Source organism: Epibacterium sp. ABZ3_068 (assembly GCF_056159265.1).
Map to the genome: position 1 here is coordinate 1,165,975 of NZ_JBSWUV010000001.1, position 15,983 is coordinate 1,181,957.

A 15,983-nucleotide genomic window follows, 5' to 3' on the forward strand; every position below is an offset into this window, starting at 1 on the left:
CACGCAATTTTATGAAATATTAACAACACCGCCCCTGGAATCACATTTAGTTTATTTGCCCATTTTTCAATCAGAGCGTTCTCTGCAGGGTATTCTTTTACCTTCCATATCGGAGATTTTTCATGCCGACGATTGACCTAAGTGGCAACTTTAACAGACTTTTCTCTCGGATCGTTGACGACCTGACAGGAAAGCTGGTTGTCTCTAACGAAGGCACCATTACAACCCAGGGCTCCCTTGACCCCACAGTTCTGACCGGTACTGGCTTTGCAGAAGGGATCGTATCACCTGTTGTCGGAACCATCAGCGATATATCCTTAACAGAGATACAAACAAGCGACGGAACATCCTTTACGGGGGAAGCGCTGCATTTCAGTGACCTGGATATCGACATCTCAAGCCTTTACGAAAATCTTATAACACTCGCCTTAGGAAACCCCGGAGTTGCCGTTCTGACACCCGAAAAAGTGATTGAAGCGCTGTCGGGCGAAGATTTCACAGTCAACGGCAGTGATCAGGCGGACGTTATCCGCAGGGGAGGCGCTTTAGACTTTTCCGGCAACGACACCTTTAATCTCGGTGGGGGCAATGATGTTGCCTTTGCTGGCACAGGGGATGACATCGTTCGGGGTGGAAGTGGGCGCGACAGGCTACGCGGCGGTAGCGGCGACGACCAACTGTTCGGGAACTCTGGCAATGATAATCTGCGCGGTGGAGCCGGCGACGATATCTTAAAGGGCCAGCGCGGGCGTGATAACCTCGGCGGTGGCGTAGGCAACGATACGCTCGACGGCGGCGGCGCGCGCGACACACTCGATGGAGGGCGCGGCAATGATAGCCTGACGGGCGGCAGAGGCTCGGACGAGTTCATCTTCTCTGACGGATATGGCCACGACACCATCACAGATTTTGAGCTGGGTACTGACAAGATTGTCCTGGATGATGATCTCTGGGAAGGGGAACTGACCGCGCAAGAAGTTGTCGATACGTTCGGAATCATCCGGGACGGGCAGCTGATCCTAGATTTTGGCGACGATGAGCTGATCTTGGGCAATTTGGACAGCACAGCGGGTCTGGCTGACGACCTGATCATCGTTTAGAGCAAGCAGCATCTGCCCGCCTTTCTGAATAAGGCGGGCTCGCCAAAACAGAAAACCCCCGCGAGCAATGTTCGCGGGGGCTTTTTTTCACAACTCCTAAAGAAGAGGAGCCATCACGTGGTCTTTTTGCCTTTGTGCGGTGCCCACAGACGTTTGTTGGTCAGGTAGAGCAGCACAGACAGGATTGTCAGAAACAGAACTCCGACAAATCCGGCCTGCTTGCGTGCCATCATCTTGGGTTCTGCCGTCCACATCAGGAAAGCAGAGACGTCTTCAGCCAGATGATGCAGATCGTTGGAATGCCCATCGATAAATTCTACCTGCTCATCCGAGAGCGGCGGCGCCATAGAGATCCACCCCCCCGGGAAGGCGGTGTTCTCATAGAAGGTTGTACCTGCTTCTTCCTTGGTCTCACCGGTATAGCCGGTCATCAGAGAGGCAATGTACTCTGCACCGCCCATACCTTTGAACAGCTGGTTCAGACCCAAGCCATAGGGGCCGTGAAAACCCGCGCGGGCCTTCGCCATCAGGCTGAGGTCGGGTGCGCCAAGTGAATCATTGATCGGAAAATGATCTGTCGGCTTGGCCGGGCGATCTTCGTCCAAAACAGGATCGTAGATCGAGAAGTTATCAGCCGCATAAGCGCGCACCTGATCTTCCGGCAGGTTCGGCCCACCTTCGTCACTCAAAGTTCGGATCGGAACCTGTTTCAGACCATGGCACGCAGAACAGACCTCGGTAAAGATCTGGAGTCCGCGCTGCAGCTGGTTCTGATCGTAGGACCCGAACGGGCCTTCAAACGAGAAGGAGAAGTCTTCGACGTGCTGATCTCCACCGCCTGCTGCAAAGGATGCAGCAGGGATGAGTGCCAAAGCAAAGGCAGCACCGGTTGCAAATTTCTTGAACATGGGTAGCTGTCCTTCTTCTTACTCAGCAGGAGTAGCTTCGGACTTCTTGCCATAGTGGGCGTCGAAATCCTCTTCGATGGTTGCGGGCATTGCATCTGGCTTCTCGATCACACCCAGAAGCGGCAGGATCACGAAGAAATAGCCAAACCAATAGGCCGATGCGATCAGCGACAGCGATGCATAAGGCTCCTCGGCGGGCATCGCCCCCAGCCACATCAGGGCAAAGAAGTCGATGACCAAGAGCAGGAACCACCATTTGAACTGCGGGCGATACTTGCCCGAGCGCACCATGGACGTATCCAGCCACGGGGCCAGCGCCATCGCGATGATTGCACCAAACATTGCCAGAACGCCGAAGAACTTCGCGTCAACAATGCCACCAGTGACGAAGGAGGCGATCTGAACCACCCAAACTTCGCCGGTAAAGGCACGCAGGATCGCGTAGAACGGCAGGAAGTACCATTCCGGAACGATATGCGCCGGTGTGACCAGCGGGTTCGCTTCGATGTAGTTATCCGGGTGGCCCAGATAGTTCGGCATGAAGCCAACGATCGCCCAGAAAACGACCAGAACAATGGCGAGACCCAGGAAATCCTTGATCACAAAGTACGGCCAGAACGGCAGCGTGTCTTTTTCCGCTTCTTCCTTGGAGCCCTTGCGAACATCAACACCCGTCGGGTTGTTGTTGCCGGTGGTGTGGAACGCCCAGATGTGGACGATGACCAGTGCAGCAATGACAAACGGCAGCAGGTAGTGAAGCGAGAAGAAGCGGTTCAGCGTGGCGTTATCCACCGCAGGACCACCCAACAGCAGGGTCTGGATCGGCTCGCCAATAAACGGGATAGCGCCAAACAGGCCGGTAATTACCGTTGCACCCCAGAAGGACATTTGCCCCCAAGGCAGCACATAACCCATAAACGCAGTGCCCATCATCAACAGGTAGATCAGCATACCCACAATCCACGTGATTTCACGCGGCGCTTTGTAAGACCCGTAAAAAAGACCCCGGAAAATGTGGATGTAGACCGCAACAAAGAACAAAGAAGCGCCGTTTGCGTGCAGATAACGAAGCATATAGCCGCCGTTCACGTTGCGCATAATATGTTCGACGCTGGCAAAGGCCATGTCCACGTGTGGGGTGTAGTGCATCACCAGAACGATGCCGGTGGCAATTTGCAGCGCGAGGCAGAACGCCAGAACAATGCCCCAAATCCACCACCAGTTCAGGTTCTTGGGGGTTGGGATCATGATGGTGTCATAAATCAGGCCAACTACCGGCAGGCGGCTGTGCAGCCACTTTTCTGCGCCGGACTTCGGCTCGTAATGGTCGTGCGGGATACCAGACATCTAGCGACCTCCTTTAACCGAGCTTGAGGGTGTTTTCATCGATGAACTCGGCGACAGGCACCGGAAGGTTCTCGGGCGCGGGACCTTTGCGGATCCGGCCGGCGGTGTCGTAGTGCGAACCGTGGCAGGGGCAGAACCACCCGTGGAAATCGCCTGCATCTCCCAGAGGCACGCAACCAAGGTGGGTACACACACCCATCATCACCAGCCATTCGCCGGCTTCATCCATGGTACGGTTCTGATCCGACGCGTCGACTTCGCCCTTGTTGGCATTACGCGCAACACCATCCGGCAAATCTGCCAGATCTACGGCGCGTGCCTCGTCAATTTCTTCTTGGGTACGGCGGCGAATAAACACCGGCTTTCCAAGGAACATAACGGACATCTGTGTTCCGACGTCAACGCCGCTGATATCCACGATAATCGAGGACAGGGCCTGAACGTCGGCCGAAGGATTCATTTGATTTACCAGGGGCCAGATTGCAGCACCGGCCGTCACGGCCCCGGCACCTGCGGTGGCATAATAGAGGAAATCTCTCCGGGTTCCTTCGGTATCTTCTGCGTGGGACACGAGGCTTCTCCAATTCCAGCGCCCGTTTAGGGCAAACATGCGCATACACTACCACTAAAGGCAGTGCCTCAGCGGGTATCTAGCGGGGAGAAGTCCGTTCGTCTAGCGGTCAAAGCCGCGCAGGTCGGCCGAGTGTGGCCTTTCTTTCACAGCGTCACATAGATTTTGGCCCTTATTTGATGAGTATTTAATGCCACTTCAAGGCCAAAATCGGTTTTTTTCTCAGTGTCACGAAGGTTTAGTGGAAATCATGCTGTCACGTTGCGAAAATTGCGCAAACCAAGCGGCCAACTGATCATTTCCGTTACGCCAATTTGCATCGGCGTGGCGAAAATCGACATAGTCCAGCGCACAGGCAACGGCGATTTGACCGATGTCCAGCGGACCATGAAGGTGACTCATCCATCGTGTGTTCAAGGCGGCGCAGGCTCCATGAATTTTGGACAATTGCGCATCAAGCCAGCCATCCCAAACCTGGCCATCCGGGCGAAGCCGTTTCTCGTAGGACATCAAAACACCAGCATCAGCGATTCCATCTCCGGTCGCTTCCAGAACCTTGCTTTCCCAAGAGCGTGCATAAAGGTTTGCTTTGGCACGTTCATTGAGAAACTCACAAATAACGCGACTATCGTAAAGAGTTGCCCCGTCCGAGCGTTCCAGAGCCGGAATTTTGGACATGGGATTCGCGGCTTTCAGTTGCTCCGCCGGGACCAAAGGTGTGGTAACCACTTTTTCCGTTTCCACATCTTCAAACTGTCCGGTTTCCTGCAAAACAATCATGACTTTGCGCACAAAGGGCGAGGCTGACGCATAAAACAGACGCATATGTCTTCTCCTGATTCGACATCCACAGACTACGGCTTTGATGAACGACAACCACAGTCTGTTTCTTAACTTCCCATTTCAGTGATAAAAGTTGCCGATAAGAGCTTCCCTCTTGCAATCTCATCTTGCGCTTGGCAGTGTCGCCTCGTTCTCAGGGCGGGGCGAAATTCCCCACCGGCGGTATGCGAGCAAAGCTCGCGAGCCCGCGAGCGGCTTGGCATATGCCAAGCGTCAGCAGATCTGGTGAGATACCAGAGCCGACGGTCATAGTCCGGATGAAAGAGAACGTGCGGTTGGGTTGCGCTTCTGGTGCGCCTTGTCGTTCGTTATCGCCTTGGGTGACGTGTCAAACCAAAGGAGATGACGATGACACACACCCGCTATGCCTTTGTAAAAGCCAATTGGCATTCCGATATCGTGGATCAAGCCCTCAAAGGGTTTTTGGAAATTATTCCAGCAGAACAAGTAGATGTCTTTGACGTGCCCGGCGCTTTTGAGATGCCGCTGGTGTCGCAGGATCTGGCGAAGACCGGCAAATATGATGCCATCGCCTGCGCGGCATTCGTGGTTGATGGTGGCATCTATCGCCATGACTTTGTCGCGCAAGCCGTGGTTGACGGCCTGATGCGCGCTGGTCAGGATACCGGCGTTCCGGTTCTGTCAGTTTCTCTGACACCGCACCAATATCAGGAAACCGACCATCACAACGCGATCTATCGCGAACATTTTGTCCTGAAGGGTCAGGAAGCCGCCCGCGCTGCGCTGATGATCACTGAAACCCGCGCAAAAATTGCAGAATCACCTGCACTGGCAGCGGAATAAGACGGATCCGGGGCGCATCCATGCGCCCCTTCCCTCTTGAGGAGCGGCCCTACCAAGGGTAAGCACGTCCCGCAAAGGAGACCGCACCCCATGTCAATGAACAGCTTTGGCCACCTCTTCCGCGTCACCACATGGGGCGAAAGCCACGGACCTGCATTGGGTGCAACAGTCGACGGATGTCCTCCCAATGTGCCAATTGAGCCTGAGATGCTGCAAGTCTGGCTGGACAAGAGACGCCCAGGTCAGAACAAAAACACCACCCAGCGCAACGAGCCGGATGCGGTAAAGATCCTGTCCGGCGTGTTTGAAGGCAAATCAACCGGAACGCCGATCCAGCTGATGATCGAAAACACCGATCAACGGTCGCGCGACTATGGTGAGATCTCACAAACGTTTCGTCCAGGCCATGCGGATATCACCTACTTCCAGAAATACGGGAACCGTGACTATCGTGGCGGTGGACGGTCCTCGGCGCGGGAGACCGCGGCGCGCGTGGCCGCCGGCGGTGTTGCACGTGAAGCAATTAAGGCTCTGGCCCCAGGCCTCACGATCAAAGGCTACATGACCCAGATGGGCGAAATGGAAATCGACCGCAGCCGGTTTGATTGGGAAGCGATTGATCATAACGATTTCTGGATCCCTGATGCCGAATCCGTACAGGACTGGGAGGATTACCTGCAAGGTCTGCGCAAAGCACATGACTCGGTTGGTGCAGTCATCGAAGTTGTCGCCAAAGGCGTGCCTGCGGGTATCGGCGCCCCTGTTTACGGCAAGCTGGACACAGATCTGGCGGCTGCGATGATGTCCATCAACGCGGTGAAAGCGGTCGAGATCGGAGAAGGCATGAACGCCGCCCGCCTCAAAGGGTCCGAGAACGCGGATGAAATCTTTCTCGGCAACGATGGGGTGCCGGTTTACTCCTCCAACCACGCTGGTGGCATTTTGGGCGGCATATCAACGGGGCAGGATGTTGTTGTACGCTTTGCGGTGAAACCGACATCCTCAATCCTCACCCCCCGTCAGTCGATCCGCAAAGATGGCTCAGCAGTCGAAGTCATCACAAAAGGGCGGCACGATCCATGCGTTGGCATTCGCGCGGTTCCCGTAGCCGAAGCAATGATGGCTTGCGTCATCCTTGACCACTTGTTGCTACATCGCGGGCAGATTGGTGAGAACCAAGGTCACATCGGCAGTTAATGCCAAAAACAAACCAATAACGCCCGGTTTCTTCTGGGCATTATTGTAACAACCCCATTGAGTTTTTGTCGGCTGCGTCGCACTGTCGCGCCATGAACAAACCCTTAACATCGCATCGGCCTGCTATTGGTATTCTGCTGAAGGTTTCGGCCATTGCCCTCTTCACGATACTGTCTGCGATGATCAAGGCTGCGACCGAAAACGTACCAACCGGCCAGGCGGTATTTTTCCGATCGTTTTGCGCCATTCCTGTTATCGTTGCCTGGTTGATCTACAAAGGCGAATTGCGTAACGGATTGAAAGCTGTGCGCCCGATGGGGCATGTCTGGCGCGGCGTCATCGGTACCTCTGCCATGGGTTTGACCTTTCTCGGCCTCAGCTTGTTGCCATTGCCAGAAGTCACGGCAATTGGGTTTGCCACGCCAATTTTCACCCTGATTTTTGCTGCATTTTTTCTGGGGGAGAAGATCCGCGCTATAAGGATCACGGCAGTCGCAATAGGCCTGATCGGCGTCATGATAATGTTATGGCCAAGACTAGGAAGTGGTGATGGCCTGACCGGAGCGGCCACGATTGGTGCAATTTGCGTCCTGACAGCAACAATTATGCGTGGCTTGGTGCAAATCCACATAAGGCGTCTGGTCCAGACCGAACAGACGTCAGCCATCGTGTTCTACTTTTCGATTACCGCATCCTTTTTGGGGCTACTGACTTTGCCGTTCGGCTGGGTTATGCCAACGGGTCATGACCTGACGCTTCTCATTGGTGCTGGGTTGATCGGTGGTGTAGCCCAGATTTTAGTCACATCGTCCTATCGCTTTGCACCTGCATCTTTGCTTGCGCCCTATGATTATGTCTCGATGATCTTTGCAGTCATCCTTGGCTATGTCTGGTTTTCAGAACTTCCGACGCTGGTCATGCTCGCAGGCGCAACCTTGGTTGTAACCGGAAACGCCGTTGTTGTTTGGCGCGAGCACAAGCTTGGCCTTGAGCGCGGCAAGGCCAAGCGATTGATGGACCCCAAGGGCGGGTAAAGAGTGGCCCGCTATTAGGCGAGCCGACACAATTTCCACATTTCAGATCGCCGGAGAAGCCGGGTCCAAAGTAACCGACCACAATTCCATATTGGCCCGATCCATCAAACGAACTGTCATCTGTTCCGTTGCGCCATCAATATCAACAAGACCAAAGAACTGAAGCCCTTCGCTTGGCGGCAAGTTCACGCCCTGCCCTTCGCTTGGCGCTTTCACGAATTTAACTTCCGGGCCAAAGGTCTTGTCCAGTGCATTTGGCCCAAAAGTACCTGCATGCAGAGGCCCGGAAACAAACTCCCAGAAGGGTTCAAATTCCTGAAACTGCGCCTTGTCTGGATTGTAGTAATGCGCGGCAGTGTAATGTACGTCAGCCGTGAACCAGACCGTGTTCTGAATGCCGCCAGCCTTGATGAAGCGCAGAAGATCTGCGATTTCCAACTCGCGCCCTTTGGCAGGGCCATCGTCGCCGTTCGAAATCGCCTCGGCGCCGGATTTTTCTTTCCAATTGTCCCAGACGATCAAACCGATTGGCATGTCGGATGCGATGACTTTCCACGTTGCAGTTGACTGCGCCAGTTCACGTTTCAGCCACGCAAGCTGCTCAGCACCAAGAATACGGGACTTTTCGCTGATGTTGTCTTCCATCGACGGACCATTTGCTCCGCGATATGAGCGCAGATCCAGAAAGAAGACATCCAGCATCGGCCCATAAGAAATTTTGCGATAGACACGACCTGGTTCAGCAGGCGTGATCCGCAGAGGCGTCATCTCATGAAACGCACGGGCAGCGCGCGCCTGCAGAACGTGAACGGACTTTTCAGTGTATCGATCGTCCGAAATCAGATCTTTGGAACCCGACCAGTTGTTCACAACTTCATGGTCATCCCATTGGAAGAATGTGGGACACACGGCATTCATTGCCTGCACGTGTTCATCCATCATATTGTATTTCCACTGCCCTCTGAACTCTGCCAGAGTTTCCGCAACCTTGCGCTTTTCATCAATCAGAGTGGTGTTCTTCCAGATCAGTTCGCCATTCTTTTCGACCTCATCTTTCATCGGACCGTCAGCATAGATGGTGTCGCCTGAGTGAATGAAGAAATCCGGCTGATGCTGGGCCATAGTTGCATAGGTGCGCATACCTTCATCATCGATACCCCACCCTTGGCCAGCGGTATCGCCAGACCAGGCAAAACGCACATCGCGCCGGGCAGAGGGCGCCGTGCGGAAACGGCCCACAATCGGCTCTGACGTCGCGCGCAGGTCGTTCAAATCGGCTGCTACAAAACGATAGAAGATGTCTTGGTCCGACGGTAGGCCATCGACCAGGCGTTTAACCGCAAAGTCGCCTTCTGGAAGCGCTGTTATTGGTGCCAGTTTGCGCGCATTTGCGAAGCTCTCTGTTGTCGACACCTCCATCATGATGCGCGCAGGGCGGTCGGAACGTGTCCAGATCATGCCCGATCCGGTGTCCACATCTCCTGACTGGACACCGTGCGTGAACACAGGGCGCGAGGCTGCCCGAGAAATGGAAGGAGCTGCGAGAGTTGCTACAAAAGCTGCACTTCCGGTCAAAAAACTGCGGCGGGTTGTGTGGAAAATTCGTGAACGGGTCATCAGGCTAAACTCCAAATGTAAATAGAGAATCGGCTGACCACAGGGTTGAACAAATTTGCGAAGCTAAGACCCGCAGCGCGGAGAAGATTTTGAAAAACTTTTGTGACGACAGCTCCAGTTGCGCCACAGGGCGAAAACAAAAAAAGGCGCGCGGATCACTCCACACGCCCCTGATACTCTAAAAGATCTGTCCTTCAGGCGCGCACCAGCGCCTCATAGTCTTCGGCAATTTCCCGTGTCAGAGCACCCACTTCAAAGGAATAGGGCCCAATTTCACCAACAGGGGTGACTTCTGCTGCCGTTCCGGTCAGCCAGCACTGTTCAAAGCCTTCCATTTCCTCCGGCTTGATATGGCGCTCGTGCACGGTGATGCCCTTGTCCTTGAGCATCTGGATCACAGTCTGGCGGGTGATCCCATTCAGAAAGCAATCTGCCAGCGGCGTGTGTACCTCGCCGTCTTTGACAAAGAAGATATTCGCGCCTGTCGCTTCGGCGACATAGCCACGGTAGTCCATGAACAGCGCATCAGAGCAGCCCTTGGCTTCAGCCTTGTGCTTGGAGATGGTGCAGATCATGTAAAGGCCAGCGGCTTTGGCATGAACTGGGATCGTGTCCGGGCTCGGGCGTTTGTACTCTGCTATGTCAAGTTTGGCGCCCTGCATCTTGGCGTCGCCATAATAAGCCCCCCAGCCCCAGATTGCGATTGCCAGGTGAACAGGGTTTCGAGCGGAAGCCACACCCATATCTTCGCCAGATCCACGCCAGACCAAGGCCCGTACATAAGCATCCTGAAGGCCAGAGGCTTTCAGCGTCTCTTCTTTGGCTTTTTCAATCTCATCAACAGTATAGCCCAGCGGAATATCCAGCGCTTCGGCCGAAGCAATCAAACGCTCGGAATGCTCACGGCTTTTGAAGATCTTACCGTTGTAAGCGCGCTCACCTTCAAAAACAGAGGAAGCGTAATGCATCGCATGGGTCAGAATATGCACCTTTGCATCCCGCCAATTGATCAGCTCGCCGTCCATCCAGATCAGACCATCACGGTCATCATATGCTGTCATCCCGCACCCTCCCGAGGGTCTTAGTGAATTTCATTTATTGCGCCAGAAACAAGGCTGCGCGACATATAGTTGCGCCAAATTTGAGATTCGATACATCTTCACCCTTGGAATGTCAACATGGCTGACATAAGCTAAGCCAAACAAAAGATGTACGAGGCATACCATGTCAGACGGGCGGAGCGGTCAACTCACCAGCGGTGAAAGCCTGCTGTTCTTGACAGATGAACAATTGCGGCAAGGCATCGAGGCGATGTTTTTTGCCTACCGAGGATTCACTGCAGATCCGGACCGCATCCTAGCAAAATTGGCTTATGGCCGCGCACACCATCGTGCGATTCACTTTATCAATCGTGCGCCGGGCACCACAGTGAACAACCTGTTATCTATCCTTGGAGTCACCAAGCAATCGTTGAACCGGGTTTTGCGGGCTTTGATCGAAGACGGGCTTGTCGAAAGCCGCGTGGGAACTGCTGATAAACGCGAACGTCATCTCTATTTGACAGAAGCCGGTAAAACACTTGAAGCTGAATTGTCCAATGCGCAGCGGGCACGAATGCGGGCCGCCTACAAGGAAGCAGGACCTGAGGCGGTACAAGGGTTCAGAAAGGTGCTAGAAGCGATGATGGATGCAGATATGCGCCGTGCATATACCAAACTTCGGGAAACCAGTTTATGAATTGCGATGCTCACCTTTTAATTGTTGATGATGATGAGCGGATTCGTGAGCTGCTCAAGAAATTTCTGATGCGTTCCGGTTTTTTGGTGACAGCTGCACGGGATGCACAGCACGCCCGCCGCGTTCTTTCTGGGTTGGAGTTTGACCTAATTGTGCTGGATGTGATGATGCCCGGCGAAGACGGTATTTCGCTGACAAGGTCGCTCCGAGAAACCTACACCACCCCGATTTTGCTGCTTACCGCACAAGGCGAGACAGAGAACCGCATTGCTGGTTTGGAGGCCGGGGCGGATGATTATTTGGCTAAGCCATTCGAACCAAAAGAACTATTGCTGCGCATCAATGCAATCCTGCGCCGGATGCCCGAGGCCAAGCCCGAGGATACCGCGCCCAAAGTTCTAAATCTGGGCGGTATCCGATATGACATCGAACGCGGCGAAATGTGGCAAGGACAGGAACTGGTTCGCCTGACCAGTACGGAAAGCCAGCTGATGAAGATCTTCTCAGCTCAGCCGAACGAGCCAGTATCACGCGCCAAACTGGTAGAAGATCTGGGGCGTGATCGCGGCCAGGCCCAAGAGCGCGCGGTGGACGTTCAGATCACCCGTTTGCGCCGCAAGATCGAGCCCAACCCGAAACAGCCGCAATACCTGCAAACAGTACGTGGCGCTGGCTATATGCTGGCCCCGGATTGATCGCTGCCTTCGAAATCTTCTGACCTGCTCGAAAACACCCTGCTTTGCCCCTTGCCGCGCCAACACGCAGGCTTTTACCATACGTATGGAACATCGCGCTGGAGAGGACATTGACCACTGCACTTATCACCCATGCGGACTGCTTGTCCCATGTCACGCCAGAAGGTCATCCGGAACGCGTGGCACGTCTGGAACATGTTCTCCACGGCCTCGAAGGAAAGGACCTCAAACGGGCAACCGCGCCAATGGCTGCCGAGGATGACTTGCTGCGCATTCATCCCAAGTCTTATGTAGAAGACCTCCGCGACAGGCGACCGAACAACGGTTTCGCACAGATTGACAGTGACACGTTTCTTTCGCCAGGCTCCCTGGACGCTGCCTTTCGTGCAGCCGGTGCCGTGGTTCGCGGCGTTGACCTCGTCCTATCAGGCGATGTTCAAAACGCCTTTGCTGCCGTTCGCCCGCCCGGACACCACGCTGAGACAGACACAGCCATGGGCTTTTGCCTTTTTGGAAATGCCGCACTTGCCGCTAAACACGCGCTTGATCACCATGGGTTAAACCGTGTTGCAGTTTTCGATTTTGATGTCCATCACGGCAATGGCACGCAAGACATCCTGTGGGAAGAGAAACGCGCGCTTTTTGTATCATCGCAGCAGTTGCCCCTTTGGCCAGACAGCGGCAAGGCAGATGAGGATGGCGCCTATGGGCAAATTATCAATCTGCCGCTGCCACCGGGCAGTGGTGGCGACGCCATGCGGCAGGCCTATCAGACCATAGCCTTTCCCCGCCTACGCGCATTCAAACCTGAACTGCTGATCGTTTCGGCCGGATTTGACGCCCATCAGGATGATCCGCTTGCCAACCTAAATTGGTCTACCTCTGATTTCGCATGGCTCACCCGTGAACTCTGCAAAATCGCGCAGGAAGTTTGCGGTGGTCGTATCGTCTCGACTTTGGAAGGCGGATATGATCTGAACGCGCTGGCAGCCGCCACCGCGGCCCATGTTGACGAATTGATAAAGGCAGGATCATGACACAGACCCCCGTCGAAGAGTTGAGCTTTGAGCTGGCAATGCGCGAGCTGGAGACTGTGGTGGACCAACTTGAACGCGGGGACGTAGCCCTGGATGCCTCAATTGCGCTGTATGAACGTGGTGCAGCACTGAAAAAACGCTGCGAAGATGAACTGAAGCGCGCAGAGGAAAAAGTGGCTGCGATCACGCTTGATGCGGATGGGACACCAACAGGTACGCAGCCTTTGGACGCAGGCTGATCCAATGACCTCCCGAGCCGATTTCGAAGCTGCATTGCGGTCTGCACAGGCGCAGATCACCGAATACGCAGAAACGCGACTTGAGGGGCCTGATCCTCTTCATACTGCCATGCGCTATGCGATCATTGGCGGCAAGATGTTGCGTGGTTTTTTAGTTCTGGAAAGCGCGCGCCTGCACGATGTGCCGACCGAAGCGGCTTTGAACGCGGCCCTCGCTATTGAATGCGTACACGCTTATTCGCTTGTGCATGATGACCTGCCCTGTATGGACGACGATGACCTGCGTCGGGGCCAGCCCACTGTCCACAGAAAGTGGGACGAAGCAATGGCAGTCTTGGCAGGTGACAGCTTGCAGACCTTCGCCTTTGAACTGTTGACCGAGCCTGTCGTGGGGCCCCATGCGCTGTCTATGCTGCACAGTCTGACACAGGCGGCCGGCAAGGACGGGATGGTCTCTGGACAGATGCTCGACATTGCTGCGGAAAGCGCAAAAGAGCCGCTTGACCTTGACCAGATCTCACTGCTGCAACAACGCAAGACCGGCTGCCTGATCGAATGGTCAGCAACCGCGGGAGCCACCCTCGCCGGGCATTCACCGGACCCGCTTTTGCACTATGCGCGCGCCCTTGGCCTGGCCTTTCAGATTGCTGACGACATTCTGGATGTCGAAGGAGACGCCGGCAAGGTCGGTAAAGCCCTTCGCAAGGATGAAGACGCGGGCAAAGCCACTTTTGTTTCACTTCTCGGATTGGATGCGGCAAAACTGCGCGCCTCGCAGCTGGTGGATGATGCTTGCAAAGCACTACATCCTTATGGAGCGGAAGCAGAAACCTTGAAGCAGGCCGCTCGCTTCGTTATCTCGCGCGATAGCTAATTCTCGTACCTGAGGAAGACTGCCAACCATGTCGGACCGGCCCAACACCCCCCTCTTGGATCAGATCAACCGCCCCGCGGACCTGAAAGACCTAAGCGATGCGCAACTTACCCAAGTTGCGCAAGAACTGCGATCCGAGACGATCTCCGCCGTTTCAGAAACAGGCGGCCATTTGGGCGCAGGCCTTGGCGTTGTCGAACTCACCGTGGCCATTCACTCTGTCTTTGACACACCAAAAGACAAGCTGATCTGGGATGTGTCCCATCAGTGTTATCCCCACAAGATTCTGACCGAACGTCGGGATCGTATTCGCACGCTCAGGACAAAGGGCGGCTTGTCCGGGTTCACCAAACGCAGTGAAAGCCCCTATGATCCGTTTGGAGCAGCGCATAGTTCAACTTCGATTTCCGCAGCCCTTGGGTTTGCGGTTGCACGCGATCTGGGCGGTGTCGTGCCAGAAGGCAATGGCGATGCAATTGCGGTAATTGGCGACGGATCAATGTCAGCAGGCATGGCATTCGAGGCCATGAACAACGCAGGACACCTTGGCAAGCGCCTGTTTGTAATCTTGAACGACAATGAAATGTCGATTGCCCCACCGGTAGGTGCATTGTCGTCCTACCTCTCGCGTATTTACGCGGAAGAGCCGTTCCACGATCTCAAGGCAGTGGCCAAGGGGGCGGTATCCTTGCTGCCGGAACCTTTCCGCGAAGGGGCAAAGCGCGCCAAAGAGATGCTGAAAGGCATGGCTGTTGGCGGCACAATGTTCGAGGCCTTGGGCTTTTCCTACCTTGGCCCGATTGATGGCCACGATATGGAGCAGTTGCTGCCTGTTCTAAGAACAGTCAAAGCCCGCGCAACCGGTCCGGTGTTGATCCACGTGCTTACAAAAAAGGGCAAAGGCTACGCCCCGGCGGAAGCGGCTCGCGACAAAGGGCACGCCACCGCCAAGTTTGACGTAGTAACCGGCAAGCAAAAGAAAGCACCGACAAACGCACCGTCCTATACATCCGTTTTTGGCGACACGCTGGTGAAGCTCGCCGCCAAGGATGACAAGATCTGTGCAGTGACCGCTGCGATGCCCGATGGAACAGGGCTTAATCTGATGGCCGAACGTTATCCCTCGCGCACATTTGACGTGGGCATTGCAGAACAACATGGGGTTACGTTCTCGGCCGCCCTGGCCGCCGGTGGCATGAAACCGTTTTGCGCGATGTATTCCACGTTCCTGCAACGAGGCTATGATCAGGTGGTCCATGATGTGGCCATTCAGCGTCTGCCTGTTCGGTTTGCGATTGACCGCGCTGGATTGGTTGGTGCCGATGGAGCCACCCACGCAGGGTCTTTTGACATTGCCTTTATGGCGAACTTACCCGGTATGGTGGTTATGGCCGCAGCGGATGAAGCCGAGCTGGCCCATATGGTAAAAACTGCCGCCGAATATGACGAAGGGCCAATTGCCTTCCGTTATCCCCGCGGCGAAGGTGTCGGCGTTGAGCTTCCGGAGGATCCGCAGGTTCTTGAGATCGGGAAAGGGCGGATCGTCCAGAACGGCGCGCGCGTTGCACTCTTGTCTTTTGGCACCCGGCTTTCAGAAGTCCAGAAAGCGGCAGAGACCCTGAACGCAAAGGGGATAACCCCGACAATTGCGGATGCACGCTTTGCCAAACCTTTGGACCGCGAACTGATCTTGGAACTCGCCGCCAATCACGAGGCCATGATAGCCATCGAAGAAGGCGCCGTTGGCGGCTTTGGCTCCCATGTGGCGCAGCTGCTGATGGATGAGGGCGTATTCGACGCAGGCTTCAAATACCGGTCAATGGTTTTGCCGGACATCTTTATTGATCAGGCCAGCCCAAAAGACATGTATGATGTTGCAGCAATGAACGCGGATCAGATCGAAGCCAAAGTGCTTGAAACACTTGGTGTTGCTGAGCTGGCCGTCCGGCACGGATAGTAAAATCCCCTGCCGAGGCAGGG

General features: G+C 54.9%; 16 protein-coding genes and 1 riboswitch. Of the genes, 10 read left to right on the forward strand and 6 right to left on the reverse strand.

What is annotated here, in order from left to right; genetic code table 11:
- The first annotated feature begins 122 nt into the window (after positions 1–122).
- Complete coding sequence (locus ACXAEW_RS05475) at positions 123–1,100, forward strand: calcium-binding protein (RefSeq protein WP_474940363.1); 978 nt, start codon at positions 123–125, stop codon at positions 1,098–1,100.
- Positions 1,101–1,213: 113 nt separating this feature from the next.
- Here the strand turns inward: ACXAEW_RS05475 and ACXAEW_RS05480 are convergent, their stop codons facing one another.
- The 4 genes from ACXAEW_RS05480 to ACXAEW_RS05495 all read right to left on the reverse strand — a co-directional run bounded on the left by ACXAEW_RS05480 (position 1,214) and on the right by ACXAEW_RS05495 (position 4,751).
- Positions 1,214–2,008: a cytochrome c1 gene (locus tag ACXAEW_RS05480; RefSeq protein WP_474940364.1), complete on the reverse strand. Its 795-nt coding sequence runs from the start codon at positions 2,006–2,008 to the stop codon at positions 1,214–1,216.
- An 18-nt stretch (positions 2,009–2,026) separates the two neighbouring features.
- Entirely contained in the window at positions 2,027–3,355 is a 1,329-nt protein-coding gene (gene petB, locus ACXAEW_RS05485) for a cytochrome b (RefSeq protein WP_474940365.1), read from the reverse strand.
- Between the two features lie 13 nt (positions 3,356–3,368).
- Complete coding sequence (gene petA, locus ACXAEW_RS05490) at positions 3,369–3,926, reverse strand: ubiquinol-cytochrome c reductase iron-sulfur subunit (RefSeq protein ID WP_474940366.1); 558 nt, start codon at positions 3,924–3,926, stop codon at positions 3,369–3,371.
- A gap of 228 nt (positions 3,927–4,154) precedes the next feature.
- Positions 4,155–4,751, reverse strand: a complete 597-nt coding sequence (locus tag ACXAEW_RS05495; RefSeq protein ID WP_474940367.1) for a glutathione S-transferase — start codon at positions 4,749–4,751, stop codon at positions 4,155–4,157.
- Positions 4,752–4,894: 143 nt separating this feature from the next.
- A riboswitch (FMN riboswitch) is annotated at positions 4,895–5,042 on the forward strand.
- 75 nt (positions 5,043–5,117) lie between these two features.
- On the opposite strand from ACXAEW_RS05495, the gene ACXAEW_RS05500 reads away from it, so the two are divergent.
- From ACXAEW_RS05500 to ACXAEW_RS05510, 3 genes are all read left to right on the forward strand, one after another.
- Complete coding sequence (locus ACXAEW_RS05500; protein ID WP_474940368.1) at positions 5,118–5,573, forward strand: 6,7-dimethyl-8-ribityllumazine synthase; 456 nt, start codon at positions 5,118–5,120, stop codon at positions 5,571–5,573.
- Between the two features lie 90 nt (positions 5,574–5,663).
- The gene (gene aroC, locus ACXAEW_RS05505) at positions 5,664–6,770 is read left to right on the forward strand and encodes a chorismate synthase (protein WP_474940369.1); all 1,107 of its coding nucleotides are present in this window, start codon (positions 5,664–5,666) and stop codon (positions 6,768–6,770) included.
- 92 nt (positions 6,771–6,862) lie between these two features.
- Positions 6,863–7,804, forward strand: coding sequence for a DMT family transporter (locus ACXAEW_RS05510; RefSeq protein ID WP_474940370.1), 942 nt, complete (start codon positions 6,863–6,865; stop codon positions 7,802–7,804).
- A 42-nt stretch (positions 7,805–7,846) separates the two neighbouring features.
- Here the strand turns inward: ACXAEW_RS05510 and ACXAEW_RS05515 are convergent, their stop codons facing one another.
- Both ACXAEW_RS05515 and ACXAEW_RS05520 read right to left on the reverse strand, forming a co-directional pair.
- The gene (locus ACXAEW_RS05515) at positions 7,847–9,421 is read right to left on the reverse strand and encodes an alkaline phosphatase D family protein (protein WP_474940371.1); all 1,575 of its coding nucleotides are present in this window, start codon (positions 9,419–9,421) and stop codon (positions 7,847–7,849) included.
- A 194-nt stretch (positions 9,422–9,615) separates the two neighbouring features.
- Complete coding sequence (locus ACXAEW_RS05520) at positions 9,616–10,482, reverse strand: branched-chain amino acid aminotransferase (RefSeq protein WP_474940372.1); 867 nt, start codon at positions 10,480–10,482, stop codon at positions 9,616–9,618.
- A gap of 163 nt (positions 10,483–10,645) precedes the next feature.
- Here ACXAEW_RS05520 and ACXAEW_RS05525 point away from each other — a divergent pair, with 163 nt between their 5' ends.
- The 6 genes from ACXAEW_RS05525 (at position 10,646) to dxs (ending at position 15,960) form a co-directional block, all read left to right on the forward strand.
- Entirely contained in the window at positions 10,646–11,158 is a 513-nt protein-coding gene (locus ACXAEW_RS05525) for a MarR family winged helix-turn-helix transcriptional regulator (protein ID WP_474940373.1), read from the forward strand.
- Positions 11,155–11,853: a response regulator gene (locus ACXAEW_RS05530; RefSeq protein WP_474940374.1), complete on the forward strand. Its 699-nt coding sequence runs from the start codon at positions 11,155–11,157 to the stop codon at positions 11,851–11,853. The genes ACXAEW_RS05525 and ACXAEW_RS05530 overlap by 4 nt, the downstream gene beginning before the upstream one ends.
- Positions 11,854–11,963: 110 nt before the next feature.
- The gene (locus ACXAEW_RS05535) at positions 11,964–12,890 is read left to right on the forward strand and encodes a histone deacetylase family protein (protein WP_474940375.1); all 927 of its coding nucleotides are present in this window, start codon (positions 11,964–11,966) and stop codon (positions 12,888–12,890) included.
- Entirely contained in the window at positions 12,887–13,129 is a 243-nt protein-coding gene (locus ACXAEW_RS05540) for an exodeoxyribonuclease VII small subunit (RefSeq protein ID WP_474940376.1), read from the forward strand. Before ACXAEW_RS05535 ends, ACXAEW_RS05540 begins: the two co-directional genes overlap by 4 nt.
- A gap of 4 nt (positions 13,130–13,133) precedes the next feature.
- Positions 13,134–14,003, forward strand: a complete 870-nt coding sequence (locus ACXAEW_RS05545) for a polyprenyl synthetase family protein (protein ID WP_474940377.1) — start codon at positions 13,134–13,136, stop codon at positions 14,001–14,003.
- Between the two features lie 28 nt (positions 14,004–14,031).
- Positions 14,032–15,960 (forward strand): 1-deoxy-D-xylulose-5-phosphate synthase, encoded by a 1,929-nt coding sequence (dxs, locus tag ACXAEW_RS05550; RefSeq protein WP_474940378.1) that lies wholly within the window; start codon positions 14,032–14,034, stop codon positions 15,958–15,960.
- Positions 15,961–15,983 lie beyond the last annotated feature (23 nt).

Coding starts and splice junctions, on each gene's coding strand:
- ACXAEW_RS05495 (WP_474940367.1), bottom strand. CDS start 4,751: ATGCGTCTGTTTTATGCGTCAGCCTCGCCCTTTGTGCGCAAAGTCATG.
- ACXAEW_RS05520 (WP_474940372.1), bottom strand. CDS start 10,482: ATGACAGCATATGATGACCGTGATGGTCTGATCTGGATGGACGGCGAG.
- aroC (WP_474940369.1), top strand. CDS start 5,664: ATGTCAATGAACAGCTTTGGCCACCTCTTCCGCGTCACCACATGGGGC.
- petB (WP_474940365.1), bottom strand. CDS start 3,355: ATGTCTGGTATCCCGCACGACCATTACGAGCCGAAGTCCGGCGCAGAA.
- ACXAEW_RS05500 (WP_474940368.1), top strand. CDS start 5,118: ATGACACACACCCGCTATGCCTTTGTAAAAGCCAATTGGCATTCCGAT.
- ACXAEW_RS05540 (WP_474940376.1), top strand. CDS start 12,887: ATGACACAGACCCCCGTCGAAGAGTTGAGCTTTGAGCTGGCAATGCGC.
- ACXAEW_RS05480 (WP_474940364.1), bottom strand. CDS start 2,008: ATGTTCAAGAAATTTGCAACCGGTGCTGCCTTTGCTTTGGCACTCATC.
- ACXAEW_RS05545 (WP_474940377.1), top strand. CDS start 13,134: ATGACCTCCCGAGCCGATTTCGAAGCTGCATTGCGGTCTGCACAGGCG.
- ACXAEW_RS05475 (WP_474940363.1), top strand. CDS start 123: ATGCCGACGATTGACCTAAGTGGCAACTTTAACAGACTTTTCTCTCGG.
- ACXAEW_RS05515 (WP_474940371.1), bottom strand. CDS start 9,421: ATGACCCGTTCACGAATTTTCCACACAACCCGCCGCAGTTTTTTGACC.
- dxs (WP_474940378.1), top strand. CDS start 14,032: ATGTCGGACCGGCCCAACACCCCCCTCTTGGATCAGATCAACCGCCCC.
- ACXAEW_RS05510 (WP_474940370.1), top strand. CDS start 6,863: ATGAACAAACCCTTAACATCGCATCGGCCTGCTATTGGTATTCTGCTG.
- ACXAEW_RS05525 (WP_474940373.1), top strand. CDS start 10,646: ATGTCAGACGGGCGGAGCGGTCAACTCACCAGCGGTGAAAGCCTGCTG.
- ACXAEW_RS05530 (WP_474940374.1), top strand. CDS start 11,155: ATGAATTGCGATGCTCACCTTTTAATTGTTGATGATGATGAGCGGATT.